Source organism: Rhizobium sp. P40RR-XXII, from assembly GCF_012641405.1.
Lineage (GTDB): Bacteria > Pseudomonadota > Alphaproteobacteria > Rhizobiales > Rhizobiaceae > Rhizobium.
In genome coordinates this window covers 63,114-82,175 of sequence record NZ_JABAII010000026.1, presented here as the reverse complement: position 1 = coordinate 82,175, position 19,062 = coordinate 63,114, and the positions used below count along the sequence as shown (strand labels likewise).

The window sequence follows — 19,062 nt, the reverse complement described above, 5'->3', positions numbered from 1 at the left end:
GTTTGCGCTGGATAAGACGACAAATCGCCGCGCGATTTGCGTCAATGGCGCGGGGTGGAGCAGCCCGGTAGCTCGTCAGGCTCATAACCTGAAGGCCGCAGGTTCAAATCCTGCCCCCGCAACCAAAATTTACAAGACTTATCAAACGAATAAGCCCTCCCGCAAGGAGGGCTTTCGTGCGTTTTAGGCCTAGCACAACGCTAGCACAAACGCGGCCCCCCCCATTTGACGGGTCCCTTGCTGGTGTGATTCGCTGTCCCCATATCGAAGTAACGAAATGAGTAGGGGGCCCTTATGGCGAGCCACGACATCCTCGGAGGAAAGGTCAACGTCTACCGGCGGGGCGGGCTCACCTGGCATTGCTCGGCATCTGTAAAAGGCCGCCAGTATCGCACCAGCACCAAGGAAACGGGCCTCGAACAAGCCAAGGCCTTTGCCGAAGACTGGTATCTCGGTCTAAGGGGAAAGTCGGCGGCGGGCATTCTGAAATCGGAAACCACCTTTGCCGAGGCTGCCAAGAAGTTTGAGCTGGAATACAGCGTCATCACGGAAGGTGAGCGCAGTCCGAAATGGATTGAAGGTCACGGCATTCGGCTTCGGCTGCACCTCATCCCGTTCTTCGGTAAGATGGGCCTTTCCGAGATCAATGCCGGAACGGTTCAGGACTATCGCGTTCATCGTATTGGTTCATCCACGACGGGCAAAGCCCCGGCGCGCAGCACGTTGCATGACGAGGTGAGAACCCTCCGGCAGGTCCTGAAAACTGCCATTCGCCACAAGTGGCTCACCCATCTCCCCGATCTGTCGCCGCCTTACAAGACCCAAGGGAAGATCACGCACCGTCCGTGGTTCAGCCAGGTGGAATACAAGCAGCTTTACGAGGCTACGCGTCAGAATGCCAAGGAGCCGAAGAACCCGCACTTCCGTTGGGAAGCGGAGCAGTTGCATGACTTCATCCTGTTCATGGGGAACACGGGCTTGCGCCCGGACGAGGCCAAGCAGCTCCAGCACCGCGACGTGACCATTATTGAAGATCCCGTAGCCGTGAGCGCATCCTTGAGATCGAGGTGCGCGGCAAGCGCGGCATCGGCTGGTGCAAATCCATGCCGGGCGCGGTGAAGCCCTATGAGCGCTTGCGCGACCGGTTGAAACCGGTTCGCGGGAAAGAGAAAGAAGGTGGCGCGATCGTCATCAAGGCTCCCCAGCCGACCGACCTCCTGTTTCCGGGCAATTATCTCAAGATGTTCAACAACCTTCTTGAAGCCCAGAACCTCAAGCTCGACCGGGATGGCAAGCCGCGAACAGCCTACAGCTTACGTCATACCTATATTTGCCTTCGCCTCATGGAAGGTGCTGATGTTTATGCGATTGCCAAGAATTGTCGCACCAGCGTCGAAATGATTGAAAAATTCTACGCGGCCCACATCAAGACGTCGCTTGATACCGCGTTCATCAATTCCCGGAAGCCCAAGCGTGGCCATCGTGGACGGAAGGTGCCTAGGGCGGCGGGACCGCCGCCCTACCACGGAAGCCGAGGCCCCACGGTCCGGTAAGACACCCGAACGGGTGTCGCCACAAATCGCTTGCCGATTTGTCAGCCCGCTTGGCGGGCCTTAACAAGGGACAAGTCCCTGTCCGGTCGCCGGGTCAGAAGCCCGGTGGCCGGAATCCATTATCCAATCGAAAGTCCTCTTTCATGAGCAGAACCTTGACGAACCATGTTGGTTCACCAATAATATTAGTGAACCAAGGAAAGTTAGGTGCCATGACTGCGTTCACCGTTCGCGTCTCAGACGAAACCGCCAGCAAACTTGATCAGATCGCGGAAAAGCTGGATCGCTCCCGCTCGTATATGGCTGCACAGGCGATTGAAGATTATGTCGCCCGCGAAGAGTGGCAGCTTGCCGAGATCGAGGCCGGGTTGGCGGAAGCCAACCGGGGCGAATTCGCCAGCGACAAAGATGTGGCGAAGGTTGTCGGCAAGTACGTCAAGTCTGCCCGTCAATCATGAGTCGAAAACGCATCCGCTGGACGCTGCGAGCGTTACGACGGCTTGATGAAATCGGCGAATACATCCAGAGAGACAATCCGGATGCCGCAGCGCGCGTGATCGCGCGCATCGTGTCGGCTGTCGATATGCTGGCCGAGTTTCCGGCGACAGGGCGTGCCGGTCGTATCAAGGGCACGCGTGAAGTGGTGCTTGCAGATATTCCCTATATCATTCCCTACCGCGTCGGGCAGGACATCGAGATTCTGACCGTCATGCACGCGCACCAGCGGTGGCCACTGGAGCTGTAGTCCGCCATGGACTCCGCGATAACCTGGGCGAAAGACTGGCTGGCGGCTCACGGCTATCGTGTGCTTGGTGAGCCGGAACTTGTACGCGCCGTACCATGGTCAAGGATCTATCGTTTCGCGACGGACTGGCCTTCAACGGGCCGGATACTCCCCATCTTCTGCCCATATAAAGACAACCTTAAATAAGTTCTTGCCAGAATGTTTTTCCCGTAATACAAGCGCTGATTGTGACGCGGGATGGAGCAGCCTGGTAGCTCGCAAGGCTCATAACCTTGAGGTCGGTGGTTCGAATCCACCTCCCGCAACCAAATACAAAAGCCCGCCATCGCGCGGGCTTTCCTGTATCTGCGAACGGCCAGGCTCTTTGCGGTTTTTAACCGCACAAAGCGCATCGACGACTTCGCTCTCTGGGCAACGAAAGCGTTCCTGCCTCTTACCCTTCGGGTTCCAGGATGCAGCATTGCTCCGGCACGGGCAGGAGCACGGCGCTGCTTCCCGCCGTCATCAGCTCCGACAGCGCGCCATTGGCGACGATAGCGCCAGCCGCCGTTTCGCATTGATATTGATAGGCGCGGCCGAGATAGGTTCGTGTCCCCAAAATGGCCGGCAGTCCATTGCCCTCGCGTCGAACGGAAAGCCCGTCCGCACGGCAGCCGAGAATGAAGCTATCCGGAATCGGCCCGAAATCCTCCTGCGACAGCGTGATCCTCGCGCCGCCGGCAGCCTCGGCCGCGATCAAGGCACCTGCGCGCTCCATGACCCGCAGCGGCAGCAGGTTCTCGAAGCCGACGAAGCGGGCGACGAAGCAGCTGGCGGGTTTGCGGTAGAGGGTCTCGGGCGTATCGAGCTGCATGATGCGCCCGGCATTCATGATGGCGACGCGATCGGAGATCGAGAAGGCTTCCTCCTGATCATGCGTCACGTAAAGCGAGGTCGTGCCGTTGGCGCGCTGCAGCTGGCGGATTTCGACGCGCATATCCACCCGGAGCTTCGCATCGAGATTGGACAGCGGCTCGTCGAACATCAGGAGCGGCGGCTCGATGACGAGGGCGCGCGCCAGTGCGACGCGCTGCTTCTGGCCGCCGGAGAGTGCCGAGGGCAGGCGGTCGCCGAGACCGGAAAGTCCGACACGTTCCAGCATAGCGGCAGCCTTTTTCCGGCGTTCCTGTGTCGGGATGCGGCGCTGCTTCAGGCCGAAGGCGACATTTTCGAGTACGGTCAGATGTGGAAACAGCGCGTAGTTCTGGAACACCAGGCCGATATCCCTGGCATGCGCCGGCAGCGTCGTCAAATCACGATCGCCGAGCTTGATGGTGCCGCTGGTCGGCTGCAGGAAGCCCGCAACAAGCCGCAAGGTCGTCGTCTTGCCGCAGCCGCTGGAGCCGAGCAGCGAAACGAGTTCGCCAGCCGCCACGGAAAGCGAAAGATCCTCCAATACGGTCGTCTTGCCGTAATGGGCGCTGATGGAATTGATGGAGAGCGATACGGTCAAGGGCGGCTACTTTGTCAGGAAGGTGAGGCCCAAGGTGGCTTCGACGATCGCCATGACGGCGACGGTCACGAGCATCAGCAGCACGGACACCGAGGCGATGGTCGGGTCGAAGAACTGCTCCATATGGGCAAGGATCTGGATCGGAAGGGTGGAGATGCCGGGACCGGTCAGGAAGACCGAAACGGAGACGTCGTTGATCGAGGTGATGAAGGCGAGGATGAAGGCGGCAATGACGCCGGCGCGGATATTCGGCAGCACCACGGTCAGGAAGGTCTTCAGGGGCGGGCAGCCGAGGCTGATGGCCGCCTCCTCGATCGAGAAATCGAAGCTCGCGAGGCTGGCGCTGACGACACGCACCGAATAGGGCAGCACCAGCAGGGCATGGCCGACCAAGAGGCTCGGAAAGATCGGCAGCCCGAGCCCGATGGTGATCGATTTCATCAGCGAAAAGCCGAAGACGATTTCCGGAACGAGGATAGGCAGCACGAAGAGCGTCGAAAGCCAGCGCGGCAGTTCCACCCTGTATCGGCTGATGGCATAGGCGGCGGGGATGCCGATCAGCAGTGAAAGCGCCGTTCCGAGGAATGCCAGTTCGAGGCTGGTAATCGCTGTCGTGCGGAAGGCCTCGATCTGAAAAATGTTCGAGAACCAGTGCAGCGTCAGGCCCCGCGGCGGGAAGGTGAGATAGCTTGTGTCGCTGAAGGCCGAACCGATGATGATGACGAGCGGCGCCAGCAGGAACAGGAAGACGCAGGTCGTGAAAGCGATGAGTGCGGGGTGGATGGGTCTCGTCATGATCACACCGCCATCGGATTCAGCCGGCGTGCCAGATGGCTCATGATCGTGACAATGCCGATCGTCACCACGACCATGATGGCGGCGATTGTCGAGGCGCCAACCCAGTCGAAGGTGACCATGGCGCGCTGATAGAGGAAGGTGCCCATCATCATCTGCTTTTCGCCGCCGAGCAGCTGCGGTGTGGCGTAGGAGGTGAAGCTGCCCGTGAAGACCAGTACGGCACCGACGATAAGGCCCGGCGTCGCGAGCGGCAGGATGACCTGGCGGAAGGTTGCGGCGGGCGTTGCGCCGAGCGAGGTCGCCGCCTGGATGAGATCCTGCGGTATGCCTTCAAGCACGCCGACAAGGGTCAGGATCATCAGCGGCACGAAGAGATAGACCATCGCGACGATCACCGAGCCTTCGGTATAGAGCATCGAAAGCGGCTCGCCGATAACGCCGATCGACAGCAGAACGGTATTGAGAATACCGTTCTTGCCGAGAATGATCAGCCAGGCGAAGGAGCGCACGACCACGCCTGTCAGCAGCGGGAACACGGCGGCGATGATCATCAGGCTTTTGGCGCGCCCCGGCATCTGCGCGATCACATAGGCGGCGATGAATCCGATGATCAAAGAGATCGCCGTCGTAATCAGCGCAACCTCGATCGTCCTGAAGAGCACCGCACGGCGAAAGCCACTGCCGAAGAAGGCGATATAGGGAGAAAACACCCCCTTGGCTTCGCCGAAGGTTGCCGCGATCGTAATGATCACCGGAATGAGCAGGAACAGCGTTATCGCCAGGATTGCCGGCGTCGCCAAACCCCATTTCATCAAATGCTTCATCAACCAAATTCCGTGAGAACGCCGCATGGGCTCGCGGCATGCCCTGTTACATGCCGAAGATCTCGTTCCAGCGGTCGACCCAATCCGGTTGCGCTTCGATCAGCTTCTGATAGTCGATGCGGCTGAGCTTGGCGATCATCTCGGCGCCGTAGGTCCAGAGTTTGGCCTTCTCGGGCGGCAGCACTACCTTGGTCGAAACCGGAGCATCGACGCCCTGTTCGGCTTCGGCCTGTTGCACATCCTTCGACAGGATGAAATTGATGAACTGGTGTGCAAGCTCGACATTTTCCGAGCCCTTGGGAATATTGACCGTGTTGAGGACGGCGATATCGCCCTCCTTCAGATCGGCCCAGGCCATCGTCGGAACAGCTGATCGCAGGGATGTCAGAACAAAATCCTGTGTCATCGCCACCTTGACCTCGCCTGTCGAGATCAGGTTCACCAGCTCGGAGCCGGTATTGTAGTTCTTGACCACGTTCGGCTTCAGCGCCTCGATGGCTTCGAAGGTCTTGTCGGCATCGATATAGGGATCGACACCAGCATGCTTGCCGGCTTCGAGCACGGCGAGCGGCCCGCCTGTCGTGGTTATACCGGGAAGCGAAACCGCGCCCTTCAGATCATTGTGCCAGAGATCGTTCCAGGAGGTAATCGGCGGGGTCACCTTCGCCGCATCGTAGACGATACCCACGCGGCCGATCGTGTAAGCCGGGCCGTAATTGCCTTGCGGTGCCCTCGCGATATCGTAGAGATCGGCAAGGTTCTGGATCTTGCTGCGGTCGACTTCCTGGAAGAGGCCCTGCTGGATGCCAAGCTGCGAATAGCTGTCTGTGAGATAGATGACATCGACGCCCTTGCCCCCGCGCAGCTTCAGCTTGTTGAGGCGGTCGGCGTTATTGCCTGTTTCGAAGACGACATCGCAGCCGCAGGTCTTCTTGAACGGCTCGATGATGTTGGCCTGCATCTTCTCGCCATTATAGCCCCACCAGGAAACGGTCAGCGTTTTTGCCTGGGCGTAGGCCGGCACGGCGGACGCCGCGGCAAGAATGGCAAATCCCGCGGCGCGGGCAAGAGTGAGGCCTTTCATTCTCGAAATCCTTTTGGTCAATGAAATCGGGCATATGTTTCAAGCTTGCAGGATACTATTTTTCGAGCACCGGCTTTACAAGCCCAACAAATGGGCAGGATGGCAGTTTTTGCCTTTGATGGGATGAATATCCAGCGTTGTCGCGCTGCTACACTCAGCTATTGCAAACGCTTGAGATCATTCGCCTTCCGCAAGCGAGCCAGCCGGCTTTACAGGCCGGTCCGTCGTCTCTACCCTCCACGGATCGAATTTCCCTCGCAGGCATGCTTCCCATGACATCCCCGAAAACAACCCTTCCCGACGATCTGCTTGTCAATGCGGCGGACGAAGTGCTGGTCCGCCAGGATCTGACGCTGACCGCCCTCGGCCGGCGTCCAGCAGATCGCCTGCTGCGCGTCGGCAAGCTGTTGGATGTGCATAGCCGCACCTGGCTGGAAGACCAGGAAATCGTCATTAAGGGCCGCCGGATCGCCTATGTCGGCCCGGCCGGCAGCTATAAGGGTGAGGTCAGCGAGCGTGTGCACGAGCCGTATCTGGCGGCTGTTCCCGGCTTCGGCGAGGCCCATAAGCATATCGAAAGCTCGCATTTGACGCCGGAATGGGAGGCGGCTCTGGTCATGCCGCATGGCGTCACCTGGACCTGCGAGGCGAGCCATGAATTTTCCAATGTGAATGGCGCCCGCAACCTGGAATTCTGGCTGGAGGCCCGTCGTCGCGGCTCGCCGATGAAGATATTTCCTCTGCCCGGATCGGCCGTGCCGCCGACCGCTTACGAATGGGGAGGCGGTCACTTCGGCTATGACGAGCAGAAGTCCTTTTTGAGCGAAAGCCTGATGGTGGCCGGCCTCGATGAGGTCATGGACTGGCCTTCTGTCAGCAATCCGGAGAATCCGGCTTATGATCGCCTCTGGGGCATGATCCGGGCCACGTTCGAACAACGCGGGGTCGTCGAAGGTCATGGTGCGGGCCTGCGCGATCTGCCGTCGATCAATGCCTTTGCCGGCGCCGGCCTCGCTTCCGATCATGAGGGCTGGTTCCTGGACGAGATATGGGAAAAGCTGACGCATGGCCTGTTCATCGAGCTTAGGCCGCATTCCCTGCCTGATGTGATTAAGGGGCTGATCGACAAGGGCTTGTCCGACTGGTCACAGATCGCCTTCGTCACCGATGATCGCAGCGCCACCGATACGCTGAAGATCGGCGCGACGGATTACAATGCCCGGCTTGCGATCGAGAATGGACTGGCACCCGAAATCGCCATTCAATGCGTGACGATCAATCCCGCCCGCCACATGCGGCTGACACCTTGGGTCGGCTCGATTGCGCCCGGTCGCTTCGCCGATATCGTGCTGCTGGACGACGTGAAAACGCTATCGATCGCCAAAGTCTGGGCCGATGGCCGGCCGGCATCCGAAGGCAAGGCCTTCGTCGGCGTCCGGCCCGAGATCGACTGGCCGGATTGGGCAATGCAGACGGTCCGCATCGATCGGATCGTCACGGTGGAGGATTTCCGGATTGCCGCGCCATCGGATATGGCGACGGCGAAAGCGGCGCTGCTGCGGCCATTCCATTGGGCCGATGATTTCATCACCATGGACCTGCCCGTCAGTGATGGCGCCGTCCAGCGTGATCCTGATCGCAACGTCACGAAATTCGCGATCATCGACCGCTTCTCCGGCGAGGCCAAGGTCGCCCGCATGTTCTGGCTGGGCACGGGGCCGCGCACGCCTGATACCGCGCTGGGGGCCACGCTCGGCCATGACAAGCACAACATCTGGGTCGTGGGTTCCTCCGATGAAGCCATGGCGATGGTCGCCAATGCGCTGAAGGAGCAACAGGGTGGCTGGGTGCTGGTATCGGGCGGTAAAGTCGTCGCCCGCGTTCGCTACGAAGTCGGCGGCCTGATGACGGCGCGATCGGCCGAGGAGCTGGATGCGGAGATGCAGGCGCTGTATGAGGCAGGCGCCGAGATCGACTGGATGTATGAGCCGACCTTCTCACCGCGCTGGTGGCCAGGCTTTCCCGAGCGGCTCTCCTTTGCAACGCTCACCTGCGCGCCCTGGCGTTGGGTTCTGGTTGCTCCCTCCGAAAGGGCACCGGAGGGCTTTGTCAATGTCGCGACCGGTGAAACCCATCCCATCGTTTGGTAGGGGATATCCACTTTCCTAAATAAGGATGTCCGCTCTGAAGCCGCCGCTTGAGCGAATCACCTCATCTCGCCAGGCTGCAACTCGATCGAGCCTTGACGGCTTGAGTCCGCTCCTTGATTATCCGTTTGGTTACTTGTGGCGCATTACGACTGCGCGAAAGGACGGAGGATGACCGTCGACGCACATAGGCAAGCGCTACCGGGAATCAGACGGAGGAGGGAATTGTGTTTGCCACTAATAACGATGCGCCGCGGATCGTGCCGGCGTTTTCCACGCTGGGATGCGCGGAATTCGAATTGGATGAAACCCTCGGTCTGGCGGCACGCCACGGCCTGGATGCCATCGAAATCCGTGCTCTTGGCGGCACGATCGACCTTTCTGCCTATTTCACCGACAGGTTCGGTTCTCCGGCTGGCCTGGCCAAGGCACTGAAGGCATCCCCCGTAAGCGTGTGCGCCTTCAATACCTCGCTGCGTCTTGTCAGTGCGACATCGCAGGCGAAGGAAGAGTTTTTGCGCTATCTTCCCTGGGCGGAAGCTGCCGGCGTCAGGTCGCTGCGGGTTTTCGATGGCGGCGAAACCGGTGACGAGAGCGAAATGGCGGAAGCGCTGTCGACGCTGCAATGGTGGCGCGAGACCGCCAGGCGCGAAGGGTTTCGTGCTGACATGATCATCGAGACGCATGATTTCCTCGCTTTGCCTGATGCTATTCCCCGGTTCCTCGAAATGGCGCCCGATTGCGTGCTCCTTTGGGACACACATCACACCTGGCGCAAAGGTGGGCAGGATCCCGTCGAGACCTGGAAGCAGGTTCGCGACAATACCCAGCATCTTCATGTGAAGGACAGCATCTCCACGCCGGGGCCGAAGCTGCCGTATAGCTATGTTCTGCCGGGCGAGGGTGAGTTTCCCATGGCTGCGCTGCGAGCGGTGCTTGTTGCGGACAATTATAATGGTGTCATGAGTCTGGAATGGGAAAGACTATGGCATCCGGATTTGCCGCCCCTGGATTTAGCTGTGAGATCCGCGCAGCACAATGGATGGTGGTTCCAGGCGCCGCGCAGTGAATAGTTGCTGAAGTTTACTAATATTTTAGCTTAGTTTCATATAAGAGGGTGCTGCAGCAGTTGACTTTGCCACAGCTCGCTAATTAATATATTAGAATTAATTAAATAATAGCTTGTCGTCGTACGGCGCCGGGTTGACTATGATCTTCGGTGCAACGTTTCCAGCTTCGTAAAGGGGAACCTCGGTGATATGGGGTTTGTGGGTGTCTGGAGGATGGAAGAGACGGATTTTAGACACCAGAAATCCGATGCTTTGGGGTCATGCGCGCCGCTGTCAGCCGTCGTTCCCGTTTCCGAAGCGCCGGCTGCAATCGGCTCCCCTGCGAAGGGAGATCTGATGAACGGTAGTACGAGCCGAGGAGAGGAGGGACACAGAGCCCTCATTTTGAAGGCGATCGCCGAAGGCGGCCTGGGTTTTGCCGCGCAATGGGTTCATGACGTCGCGAATGTCGGCGAGGTCTTCTATGCGGAAAGTCTCGCGCGCGTAACCGATTCGGATGGCACCGTGCACGCGGCCGGCACATTTGTCTCGTTCCTCGAGCGGCAGGATCGCTGGTTCGATCTTGATCTGCGTATTCTTGACATGGTGCTCTCTGCTTTGGCGGAGGATGAGAGGCTGGTGCTGGGGTTCAATCTGAATGCTGCCAGCCTATCCCGTTCGGATCGGTTTTCCGATGTCTTCGGCCGCATAAGCCGTCAGCCGGAGCTCGCTCCACGGCTCGTCGTCGAGATCACGGAAGGCTATCCTGTCATCGGCACCTCCATAGAGCGCATGAAGATGATCCGCGCTCTTGGCTGCCGCATCGCGATAGACGATTTCGGATCCGGCTTTGCCACGCCGGCATCGCTGTTGCAGGTGGTCGCCGATATCGTCAAGATCGACGCTGCCTTCACACGGGATAACAGGTGCGGCCGCGACGGAAGCGACAGTCTTTCCCATCTTGTCGGCTTTGCCGCCTGCTTTGCGCCTTTCGTCGTCGTCGAAGGCATCGAAACAAGCTCTCAGCTCGACGCTGCACGAGAGGCTGGCGCAACGCACTCGCAAGGCTTCTTCCTGTCGCAACCCGTTTCGTTAGCACAGCTTCGCCGCCGCAAGGGGAAGGCCGTTTTGCGGGGGATGGGATGAACATTGCCGCCATTATCCTGCCAGGTATGATCGCGAGCTCGCCTTCACAGGTGTCGCTGTGATGAAGCAACCGGCCTTTACCTCTGATTATCAGGTTTCCGCCGCCCGGGCGACGCGCGAACTTAAGACGAAGACCTTGCTTCGCGCTTTGGTGAGCCGGCTGCATACGGCCTTTTCAGATGGCGCGGAGGCGTTGTCCTTCTCGTTTTCCGGCGGGGCTGCTCCCCATATCCTCATTTGCGATCGCGCCGCGGCGCCTTTGGGCCGTGTGACGATAGACGCGGAAACCGGGCTCTATGTTCTTTGCGAACTCGGGCGCGACGCCGCCAACATCGTCACCGCGACCGCGAATGAAAATCGGTCGATCGAGGAGATCGCCCTTCATCTGTCCGATGGCCGTCCGACGCAGCAGGCATGTGATACGGCCATCGGAAGCCTTGTCGGTCAGACGCTGCATCATTGCGGCGGAGATCACACGCATACGGCATTCATGCTCGGCATGCCGCTCGTCACCCTTTGCAACAAGCTGGCGCTGTATTTCGCAGGCTCGGTCGATGATCCGCCGCGGGCTGCGGCGGAGACAGGATATGGAATGAAAGACTATCGATTGCGATGATCGCGGACGCACGCTGTGCGAACGCATTCTGTCCCGGCAACAGAACCGGGATCGAGCGCCTGAAAGACGGCGCAATTTGAAATGGCGGGATGTCCGGCAGCGGGCGTCGCGCATGATGCAATTCGAGCGGGGCGGCGCGCGAGGAACCAAATGAAATCCGGGAAAAGATCATGGATTCTTTTAGCGAGAGAAAAGTCCCTGCCCAACCACTGCCGCGTCCCCTGTTTGACGGCTGTGTAAAGATCGTTTCGGCCTATGTCAGTCACAACGCTGTGCCACTTCACAGCCTTCCCAGGCTGATCAAGGATATCCACGAAGCGCTGCAAGCCTTGGATACAGGCACGGCCGTCGACCGCGCCAATCTGGTGCCGGCGGTGGATTTGAAGAAATCGGTGACGAGCGATTACATCGTCTGCCTTGAAGACGGCAAGCGATTCAAAACGCTGAAGCGTCACTTGCGCGTGCATTATGGGATGACGCCGGAAGAATATCGCCAGAAATGGGGATTGGCACCCAATTATCCGATGGTCGCGCAGAACTATGCACACCGCCGTTCGGAACTGGCGAAACTTTCCGGTCTCGGTGCCAACGGCAACAAGAGGGAAAGCGTGCGGTAAGGCTCCTCGCAGCCGCTTGCTGCAACAACAATGGCGCCCCATGAGGGGCGCCATTGCTTTCGAATATGGTCCGATCGCGATATCGGCGCTTGAGCCGATATGGCAGGTCAGAAGACCTGGCGCAGCACGATGAACAGCATGAAAGCCAACGCGATCGAGGCCGGCAGCGTCAGGATCCAGGCCATCAGCATGTTGCGCACGGTCGACCATTGCAAGCCGGAACCGTTCGCCGCCATGGTGCCGGCGACGCCGGAGGACAGGACGTGCGTGGTCGAAACCGGCAGGCCGAAATGGTCGGCCGCACCGATCGTCAGCATGGCCACGACTTCAGCGGCAGCACCCTGGCCATAGGTCAGGTGCGTCTTGCCGATCTTTTCGCCGACGGTGACGACGATGCGCTTCCAGCCAACCATGGTGCCGAGGCCGAGCGCGAGCGCGACGGCGACCTTCACCCAGAGGGGAATGAACTTCGTCGCGTGATCGACGGCGGCATGATAGCTGGTTACGGCCTTGAGGTCGTCGGCGCTCATCGGCAGCAGTTTCTGCTTGTCGATCAGCTTCAGCGATTCACCGATCAGGTAGATGTCGTTACGAACGTTGCCGACGAGGCCGTTCGGCAGCTTCTCGACGCTGGGGTAAGCGGCGATTTCGGCGCTGGTGGCGTGGATATAGGCCTGGAGCGCTGGCGTCGTCGCGTCCGTCCAGGTCTTGCTCTTGACGGCGTCGCTGACCACAGCCTTCGGGTCGGCCGGCGTCGCAACGCCTGGCTTCATATACTTGCCGAGCACGGTCTCGACCTGCGTCGAGGCAGTCTTATAAGCTTCGAGATAGTTGATATCGGGTGTGCGGTTCAACGCGAAAGCCGTCGGCACGAGGCCGATGAGAATGAGCATGATAAGACCCATGCCCTTCTGGCCGTCGTTGGAACCATGGGCGAAGCTGACGCCGGTGCAGGTGAAGATCAGCAGGCCACGAATCCAGGCCGGCGGCGGGGCATTACCCTTCGGTGCTTCATAGAGTTCCTTGTTGCGGATCAGCACCTTGGCGACCAGAAGCAGGATCGCGGCCATGGCAAACCCGATGATCGGCGACAGCAGTAGCGACATGCCGACGCTGCTTGCCTGCGACCAGTCGACGCCGCTGGTGGCGGAGCCGGCGGGTGCCAGGAACTGGTTGGCGAGACCGACGCCGATGATGGAGCCGACGAGAGTGTGCGAGCTCGATGCCGGCAAGCCCAGATACCAGGTGCCGAGATTCCAGATAATGGCCGCTGTCAGAAGCGCGAAAACCATGGCGAGACCGGAGCCCGAACCCACCTGGAGGATCAGTTCGACCGGCAGCAGCGCCAGAATGCCGAAGGCGACCGCGCCCGAGGAGGTCAGAACGCCGAGGAAGTTGAAGAAACCGGACCAGATGACGGCGAATTCAGCCGGCAGCGAACGGGTGTAGATGACGGTGGCAACGGCATTGGCCGTATCGTGGAAGCCGTTGACGAATTCGAAGCCGAGCGCGATCAAAAGCGCCAGACCGAGCAGGATCCACGGAACGGCGGCCGCGTCGGCAAGGTCGCTGCCGAGGGCATAGCCGACATAGGCAAGGCCGCCGAGCACGACCACGCCGAAAAGCGGCAGAAACCACTTTGCCGAGCTCCCGGCACCATGAATTGGGTGATTGGCGTTGCCACCCTCGGAAGTGTTTGAAGCGAGGTCGACCATCCCAAACTCCTTTATGGTCATTGATATTGCCGGTGTAAGCCTCGTTCATGAAACTCTCGTGACGCGCGAGAAGTCGGATGCCAGCCGTATTGGCGGGGCGGGGGGCGCTCTTTGAGGACGTATGGTTCCGAGCTGCCGTCTTGATTTTGCCCCCAAAAGGCCATTTTCGGTTCAGCCGCCGTTCATACGTTTGGGGGCTAAATCCCTGATGTAAGGGACTTGGATAGAGGGCCATCAAAATGAGATCGTCCGTGATTGCTATCGCTGCCTTGTTCGGCAGCCTGGTTGTATCTTCGGCAGAGGCAATGCCTATCCCAGCAGTTGGGACAGCGGCTTCCGTGCCGGTCGTGAAAATTGATTATGCCTGCGGTCGTGGCTGGCATCTGACGCGTTGGGGCGAATGCCGCCCGAATCGCTGGGGTCCGCCGCCGCGGCGTTGGGGTTACTACAGACCGCCACCGCCGCCGCCGTGGGGCTGGCGTGGCCATCATCGCCATTGGCGCGATGATGGCGGTTGGCGCGGCCGGCCAGGCTATTGGTGAAAAGACAAACACCGCCGCGTTTCGCGGCGGTGTTTTCTCGTGAGGGGCTCAGCTTTTCACGAAATCCCTGAACTGTTCCATCTCTTCGTTTCCCCGCAATTCCGGACGGAAATCGCCGCGCACTTTCCTGGAATTGCCCTAAGGACGCGGCGCTGCCCGCAAAGCGCGCGCCGCTACCCATAATCCTGCGATAACGACAAGGCCGGCGGCCAGAATGGTCGTGAGGCTCCTAGCGTGCAGGAGGATATCGGCGGGTTTCGGGCGGATGAGGTCGGCCGTATTGAAGCCTTCGCCGCTGAATTTGCACAGGATAAGCGAGAGATTATTGCGCACCAACGCCGAGTCGACGTCCGAGACGATGTCGCCGGCCGCTGCCTTTTCGTCCTTCATCGTCCGCATCTGGAGCAGCACCGCCTTCACTGCCGCTAGATAGGCGTGCGAACACTCGTTGAATGGACTTTCCTCGTCGCCAACGCTGCCGGGCACCATGCCCCAGAGGCAATAGGTCCGCTGGATCTGCGCGAAATTCAGCAGGCGCCTGAAGGTTTCGTCGGTGTCGGATGCGCTTTCGGCAAGCGAGATGATCCGCCCGTAATAGGGTGCGATCACAGCCATTTCGCCATGCGTGAGGCTTGGTATCGAGATGCCGGCCTGGCTGTCGGAGGAGGCGCCGCCGTGCGCGGCGACTGCAAACGGCCAACACGAAACCATGAGGCAGAAGATTGCGAGCAAGACGCCGTTTGAATCCTGGCGTCTCCCGCGCATGTTGCCATGCGCGGGATGCGAGCCATTTAGCATGCTAGGCCCGGCGCAGGGTCGCATTGCCGTGACGTGGTTGCGGCAGTTGGCGTTCCGCCCAGGCTCCGAAGGCAAGCCCGAGTGTCATCCAGAGGATGGCATGCATGCCGAGCGAGGTGATACGGAAGCGCCAAAGCACGACGGCCGAGAATTGCTCGGGCACTTCGTTGATGGGGGGAAGCAGATATTGGATCAGCGCGATGAAGACGACATAGCCGATGCCGGCAATGATCGCGCCGTTCCAGGAACCATATCGTGCCGCCAGCCGGCGACCGAAACCAACCGCGACGATCATGGCGACGACGGATGCGACGATCATGATGAAGAACAGTTCGGTTCTCGCGCCGATCGTGTCGGGATTGCCGACCGCTGGTGGGTTTGCCGGGTATTTGATGTAGGGCACCAGCGAGATCGTCACGAAAGCGGCGATCGCGAGCAGGGCTGCCGTGCCGCGCGCGCCGAGAGTGCTGATACGACCGTAGACGAAGGAAAAGACCAGCGCGAACAATCCGCCGATCGCCGTCGAAAAGATCACAGCGCCAGTGAGAAGACCGGGCCCCGCCTGCGTGGCGCGGCTGACGATTTCCGGCTCCGGGACTTCGCCGGCTGCCTGCGCGGCCTTTTCCTCAAAGCCGATGGCCCAATCGACCAGCGGTTCGCCAAAGGTGTGGGCAAAGGCAAAAATGAGAATACCGGCAAAGGCCCCGACGATCATGCCGCGAAGCAAAAGACGTCCAACCATGTATGTGCTCCCTTGAAGCATGGCGCGCAAAAGCGTGTAGCGGTTTGCGACAACGACATGCGCAAAATCAACGACCTGAAGCACGAGAAGCGATCTGAAAGATCGCGGCGCGCTTTAGTGGCAGGGGAAGCCGAGCAGATGGCGGGCGTCATGCACGAATTCGTGCACATACATGCCGGAGATGAGCGAGGTCGCACCTTCTTCTGCGCCGATGAAATAGATCGCGAGCAGCATAACCAGGCCGGCGAAAACGGCCCAGGGCAGGATTTGGCCGAGCGGAATCGGCTGCGGAACTGCGGATGGAGTGAAAGTGGTGTCGGACATTGTATTTCCCTCGTTAAGAAAAGCGCGTTCCATTTGCGGAAGGGTTCTTGCGGGAAGGGTCTGGCTCTCGGGGCGGAATTCTTCCGCCTTCGATTACAGTGGCGCGACCGCGCCGGGATTCCACCGGCTTCCACACCCGCAAGCGCAAGTTTATATCTATTTGCAAAGATAATTGTCAATCAAGCGCCACCGCGATGTGAAATCGCGACAAGAGCGCGGCAGGGGGATGGAGTTGGGAGCCTCTCATGAAGACACGTCTGAGCTGGATTTGCCACGGGGCGACGCAAGCCAATCGAAATGGCTGCTTTCCCGATGATGAACCGTTGGAGGTCAAGGCGGCACAGCAGGGCCAATCGCTGTCCTTCGGGCTTGCTGCAATCGATCGGGTTTGGACGAGCCCCGCCTTGCGTGCGCGTCAGACAGCCAGCGTCCTTGGTCTCGACGCCATTCCGGATGTCGCCTTGCGCGAATGCGATTACGGCGACTGGCGCGGGCAATCGCTTGCCGAACTGCATGAAAAGGATGCGGAATCCCTGACGCTGTGGATGACGGATACATCGGTTGCGCCGCATGGCGGCGAATCCCTGTCGGCGGTCATGAGGCGTGTCGGAGAATGGATGGGAAATCATATTGACGACGCCGGCCATATCGTCGTGGTTACGCATGCCAGCGTCATCCGCGCTGCCGTTCAGCATGTCCTGCAGGCGCCGGCCGCCGCATTCTGGGCAATCGATGTCGAGCCGTTCGGCATCGTCGAAATGACGAGCGACGGCCGTCGCTGGCAGCTTCGCTTCCCGAAAATGGCGGCATAGAACAATTCCCGCAAAAGCGCGAAGCGGTTTTGCGTGCGGAATTGCGTGAAACAAGGAAACGCTCTGGCGATCAGCGGGCAGCCTGCGCTCGCTGCCGTTCGAAATAGATGAGATAGACGGCCATGCCGAAGGTCATCGCGGCCAGCCCGTACCAGGTGACGGCATAAACGAGATGGCTATTGTGGAAGGTGATCTGCGTCAGCCCTCCCACGGGCAACTCGCCCGGGTTTTTCGCGTCGTCGGCATCGATGAAATAGGGTGCCGCGTTCTGCAGGCCGCGCGCCTCAGCGATCGCGGTCACGTCGCGTGAATACCAGCGCTCTTGCGCCGGCATATTCGAACGCAGCATCGTGCCCTTCGGCTCGCTGATCCGCAATAGACCGGTTACGGTCGTTTCGCCGCCGATCTGGCCCTCCGGGCGCGTGCCCGGATTGCGCTTCTCGGTCGGCACGAAGCCGCGGTTGATGACGACGATCGTGCCGTCGGCGAGTTTCAGCGGCGTCAGAACCCAATACCCGGGGCCGAGCGCGGTCGAGGCATAGACCTGCACTTCCTTGTCGTTGAGGAAAATGCCGCTTGCCTGCACATGGCTGTATTCGGAGTTTTCGGCATTGATATCGGCCCACTGCGCCGGACCAGGCGCCTGAACCGCCGGAGCACGCACGCGCGCATCGACCCGGGCGATCAGATCCAGCTTCCAGTGCAGTCGCTGCACCTGCCAGGTGCCGAGCCCGATGAGGAGCGCGGTCAGGAGCAGCAGCAGGCCCACCCATATGGCGAGAGCAAATGCCGAGCGCGCCCTGCCGCGAGGTGTGTTCGGGGAAATGTCGGTCATGGAGCTGGTCTCCGGGGACGCGCTGCCGCATGATTTCGGGAGGTCTCTAAGTCTCTTCGCTGAAGATCATGCGTGGTCTTAGAAAATTGGCTGCGACGTCAGGCGTTGTTAAGGAAAGCGCCGCGCAGCGCCCGGCGGAATTCGTGCCGGTGGGGAAGGGCGGACCTTCACCAGAAGGCCCGCCCTCGGTCTTATGGCATATTGCGCATCATCTCGGGCGACATGGGCATCATGTTCGCGTTGAGGTGATGCATGACCCAGAGCGAACCGGAAAGGGCGATGATGACGATCACGATGGTGAAGATCAGCGCCATCATGTTCCAGCCGCCTTCCGAGCGAGTGTTCATATGCAGGAAGTAGATCATGTGCACGACGATCTGGATCGCGCCGAGGATCATGACGATCGCCCCGGTGACGGCGGGATCGGAGAAGACCTTGCCCATCACCAGCCAGAAGGGGATGGCGGTCAGGATGACGGAAAGGACAAACCCCGTCATGTAGCTCTTGAAGGTGCCGTGCGCGGCCTCATGGCCGCCATGATGGCCATGATCGTGGGCGTCGCCGGAATGATGCGAATGGTCTGCGTTCGAGCTCATCCGAGAACTCCCATGAGATAGACGAGGGAAAACACGCCGATCCAGACGACGTCCAGGAAGTGCCAGAACATCGAAAGGCACATCAGGCGACGCTTGTTTTCCACGATCAGGCCATACCGGCCAACCTGCACCATCAGCGTGATCAGCCAGACGATACCGGTGGTGACGTGCAGACCGTGCGTGCCGACCAGCGTGAAGAAGGCCGAAAGGAAGGCGCTGCGCTGCGGACCGGCGCCGTCGAGGATTAGGTGATAGAATTCGTAAAGCTCGAAGAAGATGAAGAGGGCGCCGAAGATGCCTGTGATCGTCAGCCACATTAGCGTTCCCGACTTGTTGTCCTTCTCCATCGCCAGCATGGCAAAGCCGTAAGTGATGGAGGAGAAGAGCAGCATCGCCGTGTTGACGGCAACGAGCGGCAGCTCGAACAGGTCGGCCGGAGACGGGCCGGCAGCATAGCTGTGGCCGAGCACGGCAAAGGTCGCGAAGAGGACTGCGAAGATCAGGCAGTCGCTCATGATGTAGATCCAGAAGCCCAGCATGGTGCTGCCTTCCGGATGATGCTCTTCCGTCAGGTAGAAGGCGGGCGTTTCGCCATCCTTTGGGGCGTGTGCGGTTTGGGTGGTCATA

Annotated in this window: 22 protein-coding genes, 2 tRNA genes and 1 riboswitch; of the genes, 13 read left to right on the top strand and 11 right to left on the bottom strand. The window is 59.9% G+C overall.

The window, feature by feature from the left end; translation table 11 throughout:
- The first annotated feature begins 48 nt into the window (after nt 1-48).
- The 6 genes from HGP16_RS31345 to HGP16_RS31325 all read left to right on the top strand — a co-directional run bounded on the left by HGP16_RS31345 (nt 49) and on the right by HGP16_RS31325 (nt 2,606).
- Nucleotides 49-125: transfer RNA gene (locus tag HGP16_RS31345), tRNA-Met, on the top strand.
- 169 nt (nt 126-294) lie between these two features.
- Nucleotides 295-1,119, top strand: a complete 825-nt coding sequence (locus HGP16_RS31340) for a hypothetical protein (protein WP_246703608.1) — start codon at nt 295-297, stop codon at nt 1,117-1,119.
- Nucleotides 1,068-1,553 carry a hypothetical protein gene (locus tag HGP16_RS34290; protein WP_246703609.1) on the top strand — a complete coding sequence of 162 codons (486 nt, stop codon included), beginning with the start codon at nt 1,068-1,070 and terminating at the stop codon, nt 1,551-1,553. The genes HGP16_RS31340 and HGP16_RS34290 overlap by 52 nt, the downstream gene beginning before the upstream one ends.
- Before the next feature lie 212 nt (nt 1,554-1,765).
- Nucleotides 1,766-2,011 carry a CopG family ribbon-helix-helix protein gene (locus HGP16_RS31335; RefSeq protein WP_168843836.1) on the top strand — a complete coding sequence of 82 codons (246 nt, stop codon included), beginning with the start codon at nt 1,766-1,768 and terminating at the stop codon, nt 2,009-2,011.
- Nucleotides 2,008-2,298: a type II toxin-antitoxin system RelE/ParE family toxin gene (locus tag HGP16_RS31330; protein WP_168843835.1), complete on the top strand. Its 291-nt coding sequence runs from the start codon at nt 2,008-2,010 to the stop codon at nt 2,296-2,298. Before HGP16_RS31335 ends, HGP16_RS31330 begins: the two co-directional genes overlap by 4 nt.
- A 231-nt stretch (nt 2,299-2,529) precedes the next feature.
- Nucleotides 2,530-2,606: transfer RNA gene (locus tag HGP16_RS31325), tRNA-Met, on the top strand.
- Between the two features lie 125 nt (nt 2,607-2,731).
- Here the strand turns inward: HGP16_RS31325 and HGP16_RS31320 are convergent.
- Genes HGP16_RS31320 through HGP16_RS31305 form a run of 4 tightly spaced genes read right to left on the bottom strand, consistent with a single transcriptional unit; the run spans nt 2,732 to nt 6,496 of the window.
- Nucleotides 2,732-3,790, bottom strand: coding sequence for an ABC transporter ATP-binding protein (locus HGP16_RS31320; protein WP_168843834.1), 1,059 nt, complete (start codon nt 3,788-3,790; stop codon nt 2,732-2,734).
- Nucleotides 3,791-3,796: 6 nt separating this feature from the next.
- Nucleotides 3,797-4,588 carry an ABC transporter permease gene (locus HGP16_RS31315; RefSeq protein WP_168843840.1) on the bottom strand — a complete coding sequence of 264 codons (792 nt, stop codon included), beginning with the start codon at nt 4,586-4,588 and terminating at the stop codon, nt 3,797-3,799.
- A complete protein-coding gene (locus HGP16_RS31310) occupies nt 4,588-5,412 on the bottom strand; it encodes an ABC transporter permease (RefSeq protein ID WP_168843833.1) in 825 nt (274 codons plus the stop codon). Before HGP16_RS31310 ends, HGP16_RS31315 begins: the two co-directional genes overlap by 1 nt.
- 46 nt (nt 5,413-5,458) lie before the next feature.
- On the bottom strand, nt 5,459-6,496 hold the full coding sequence (locus HGP16_RS31305; RefSeq protein WP_168843832.1) for an ABC transporter substrate-binding protein: 1,038 nt from the start codon (nt 6,494-6,496) through the stop codon (nt 5,459-5,461).
- 272 nt (nt 6,497-6,768) lie between these two features.
- Between HGP16_RS31305 and HGP16_RS31300 the strand changes: the two genes are divergently transcribed.
- The 5 genes from HGP16_RS31300 to HGP16_RS31280 all read left to right on the top strand — a co-directional run bounded on the left by HGP16_RS31300 (nt 6,769) and on the right by HGP16_RS31280 (nt 12,071).
- Complete coding sequence (locus HGP16_RS31300; protein WP_168843831.1) at nt 6,769-8,646, top strand: adenine deaminase; 1,878 nt, start codon at nt 6,769-6,771, stop codon at nt 8,644-8,646.
- Between the two features lie 224 nt (nt 8,647-8,870).
- Complete coding sequence (locus HGP16_RS31295; protein WP_312862958.1) at nt 8,871-9,716, top strand: sugar phosphate isomerase/epimerase; 846 nt, start codon at nt 8,871-8,873, stop codon at nt 9,714-9,716.
- Between the two features lie 333 nt (nt 9,717-10,049).
- Complete coding sequence (locus HGP16_RS31290; protein ID WP_168843830.1) at nt 10,050-10,838, top strand: EAL domain-containing protein; 789 nt, start codon at nt 10,050-10,052, stop codon at nt 10,836-10,838.
- A 61-nt stretch (nt 10,839-10,899) separates the two neighbouring features.
- Nucleotides 10,900-11,454 carry an RNA polymerase subunit sigma-54 gene (locus HGP16_RS31285; RefSeq protein ID WP_205926747.1) on the top strand — a complete coding sequence of 185 codons (555 nt, stop codon included), beginning with the start codon at nt 10,900-10,902 and terminating at the stop codon, nt 11,452-11,454.
- Nucleotides 11,455-11,624: 170 nt separating this feature from the next.
- The gene (locus HGP16_RS31280) at nt 11,625-12,071 is read left to right on the top strand and encodes a MucR family transcriptional regulator (protein ID WP_168843828.1); all 447 of its coding nucleotides are present in this window, start codon (nt 11,625-11,627) and stop codon (nt 12,069-12,071) included.
- A 107-nt stretch (nt 12,072-12,178) separates the two neighbouring features.
- Here HGP16_RS31280 and HGP16_RS31275 read toward each other — a convergent pair whose 3' ends face one another.
- A complete protein-coding gene (locus tag HGP16_RS31275) occupies nt 12,179-13,786 on the bottom strand; it encodes an inorganic phosphate transporter (protein ID WP_168843827.1) in 1,608 nt (535 codons plus the stop codon).
- Between the two features lie 239 nt (nt 13,787-14,025).
- Between HGP16_RS31275 and HGP16_RS34835 the strand changes: the two genes are divergently transcribed.
- The gene (locus HGP16_RS34835; protein ID WP_409526874.1) at nt 14,026-14,328 is read left to right on the top strand and encodes a GCG_CRPN prefix-to-repeats domain-containing protein; all 303 of its coding nucleotides are present in this window, start codon (nt 14,026-14,028) and stop codon (nt 14,326-14,328) included.
- A gap of 138 nt (nt 14,329-14,466) precedes the next feature.
- Here HGP16_RS34835 and HGP16_RS31270 read toward each other — a convergent pair whose 3' ends face one another.
- The 3 genes from HGP16_RS31270 to HGP16_RS31260 form a co-directional block, all read right to left on the bottom strand.
- Nucleotides 14,467-15,093: a hypothetical protein gene (locus tag HGP16_RS31270; RefSeq protein ID WP_168843826.1), complete on the bottom strand. Its 627-nt coding sequence runs from the start codon at nt 15,091-15,093 to the stop codon at nt 14,467-14,469.
- Between the two features lie 34 nt (nt 15,094-15,127).
- Nucleotides 15,128-15,868, bottom strand: coding sequence for a CbtA family protein (locus HGP16_RS31265; RefSeq protein WP_168843825.1), 741 nt, complete (start codon nt 15,866-15,868; stop codon nt 15,128-15,130).
- Nucleotides 15,869-15,982: 114 nt separating this feature from the next.
- Complete coding sequence (locus tag HGP16_RS31260; protein WP_168843824.1) at nt 15,983-16,192, bottom strand: CbtB-domain containing protein; 210 nt, start codon at nt 16,190-16,192, stop codon at nt 15,983-15,985.
- Between the two features lie 58 nt (nt 16,193-16,250).
- Nucleotides 16,251-16,324: riboswitch (cobalamin riboswitch) on the bottom strand.
- Nucleotides 16,325-16,437: 113 nt separating this feature from the next.
- On the opposite strand from HGP16_RS31260, the gene HGP16_RS31255 reads away from it, so the two are divergent.
- The gene (locus HGP16_RS31255) at nt 16,438-17,004 is read left to right on the top strand and encodes a histidine phosphatase family protein (RefSeq protein ID WP_168843823.1); all 567 of its coding nucleotides are present in this window, start codon (nt 16,438-16,440) and stop codon (nt 17,002-17,004) included.
- A gap of 70 nt (nt 17,005-17,074) precedes the next feature.
- Here HGP16_RS31255 and HGP16_RS31250 read toward each other — a convergent pair whose 3' ends face one another.
- From HGP16_RS31250 to cyoC, 3 genes are all read right to left on the bottom strand, one after another.
- Nucleotides 17,075-17,839, bottom strand: a complete 765-nt coding sequence (locus HGP16_RS31250) for an SURF1 family protein (protein ID WP_168843822.1) — start codon at nt 17,837-17,839, stop codon at nt 17,075-17,077.
- A 191-nt stretch (nt 17,840-18,030) separates the two neighbouring features.
- Nucleotides 18,031-18,435, bottom strand: a complete 405-nt coding sequence (gene cyoD / locus HGP16_RS31245) for a cytochrome o ubiquinol oxidase subunit IV (protein WP_168843821.1) — start codon at nt 18,433-18,435, stop codon at nt 18,031-18,033.
- A complete protein-coding gene (gene cyoC / locus HGP16_RS31240; RefSeq protein WP_168843820.1) occupies nt 18,432-19,061 on the bottom strand; it encodes a cytochrome o ubiquinol oxidase subunit III in 630 nt (209 codons plus the stop codon). Before cyoC ends, cyoD begins: the two co-directional genes overlap by 4 nt.
- Nucleotide 19,062 lies beyond the last annotated feature (1 nt).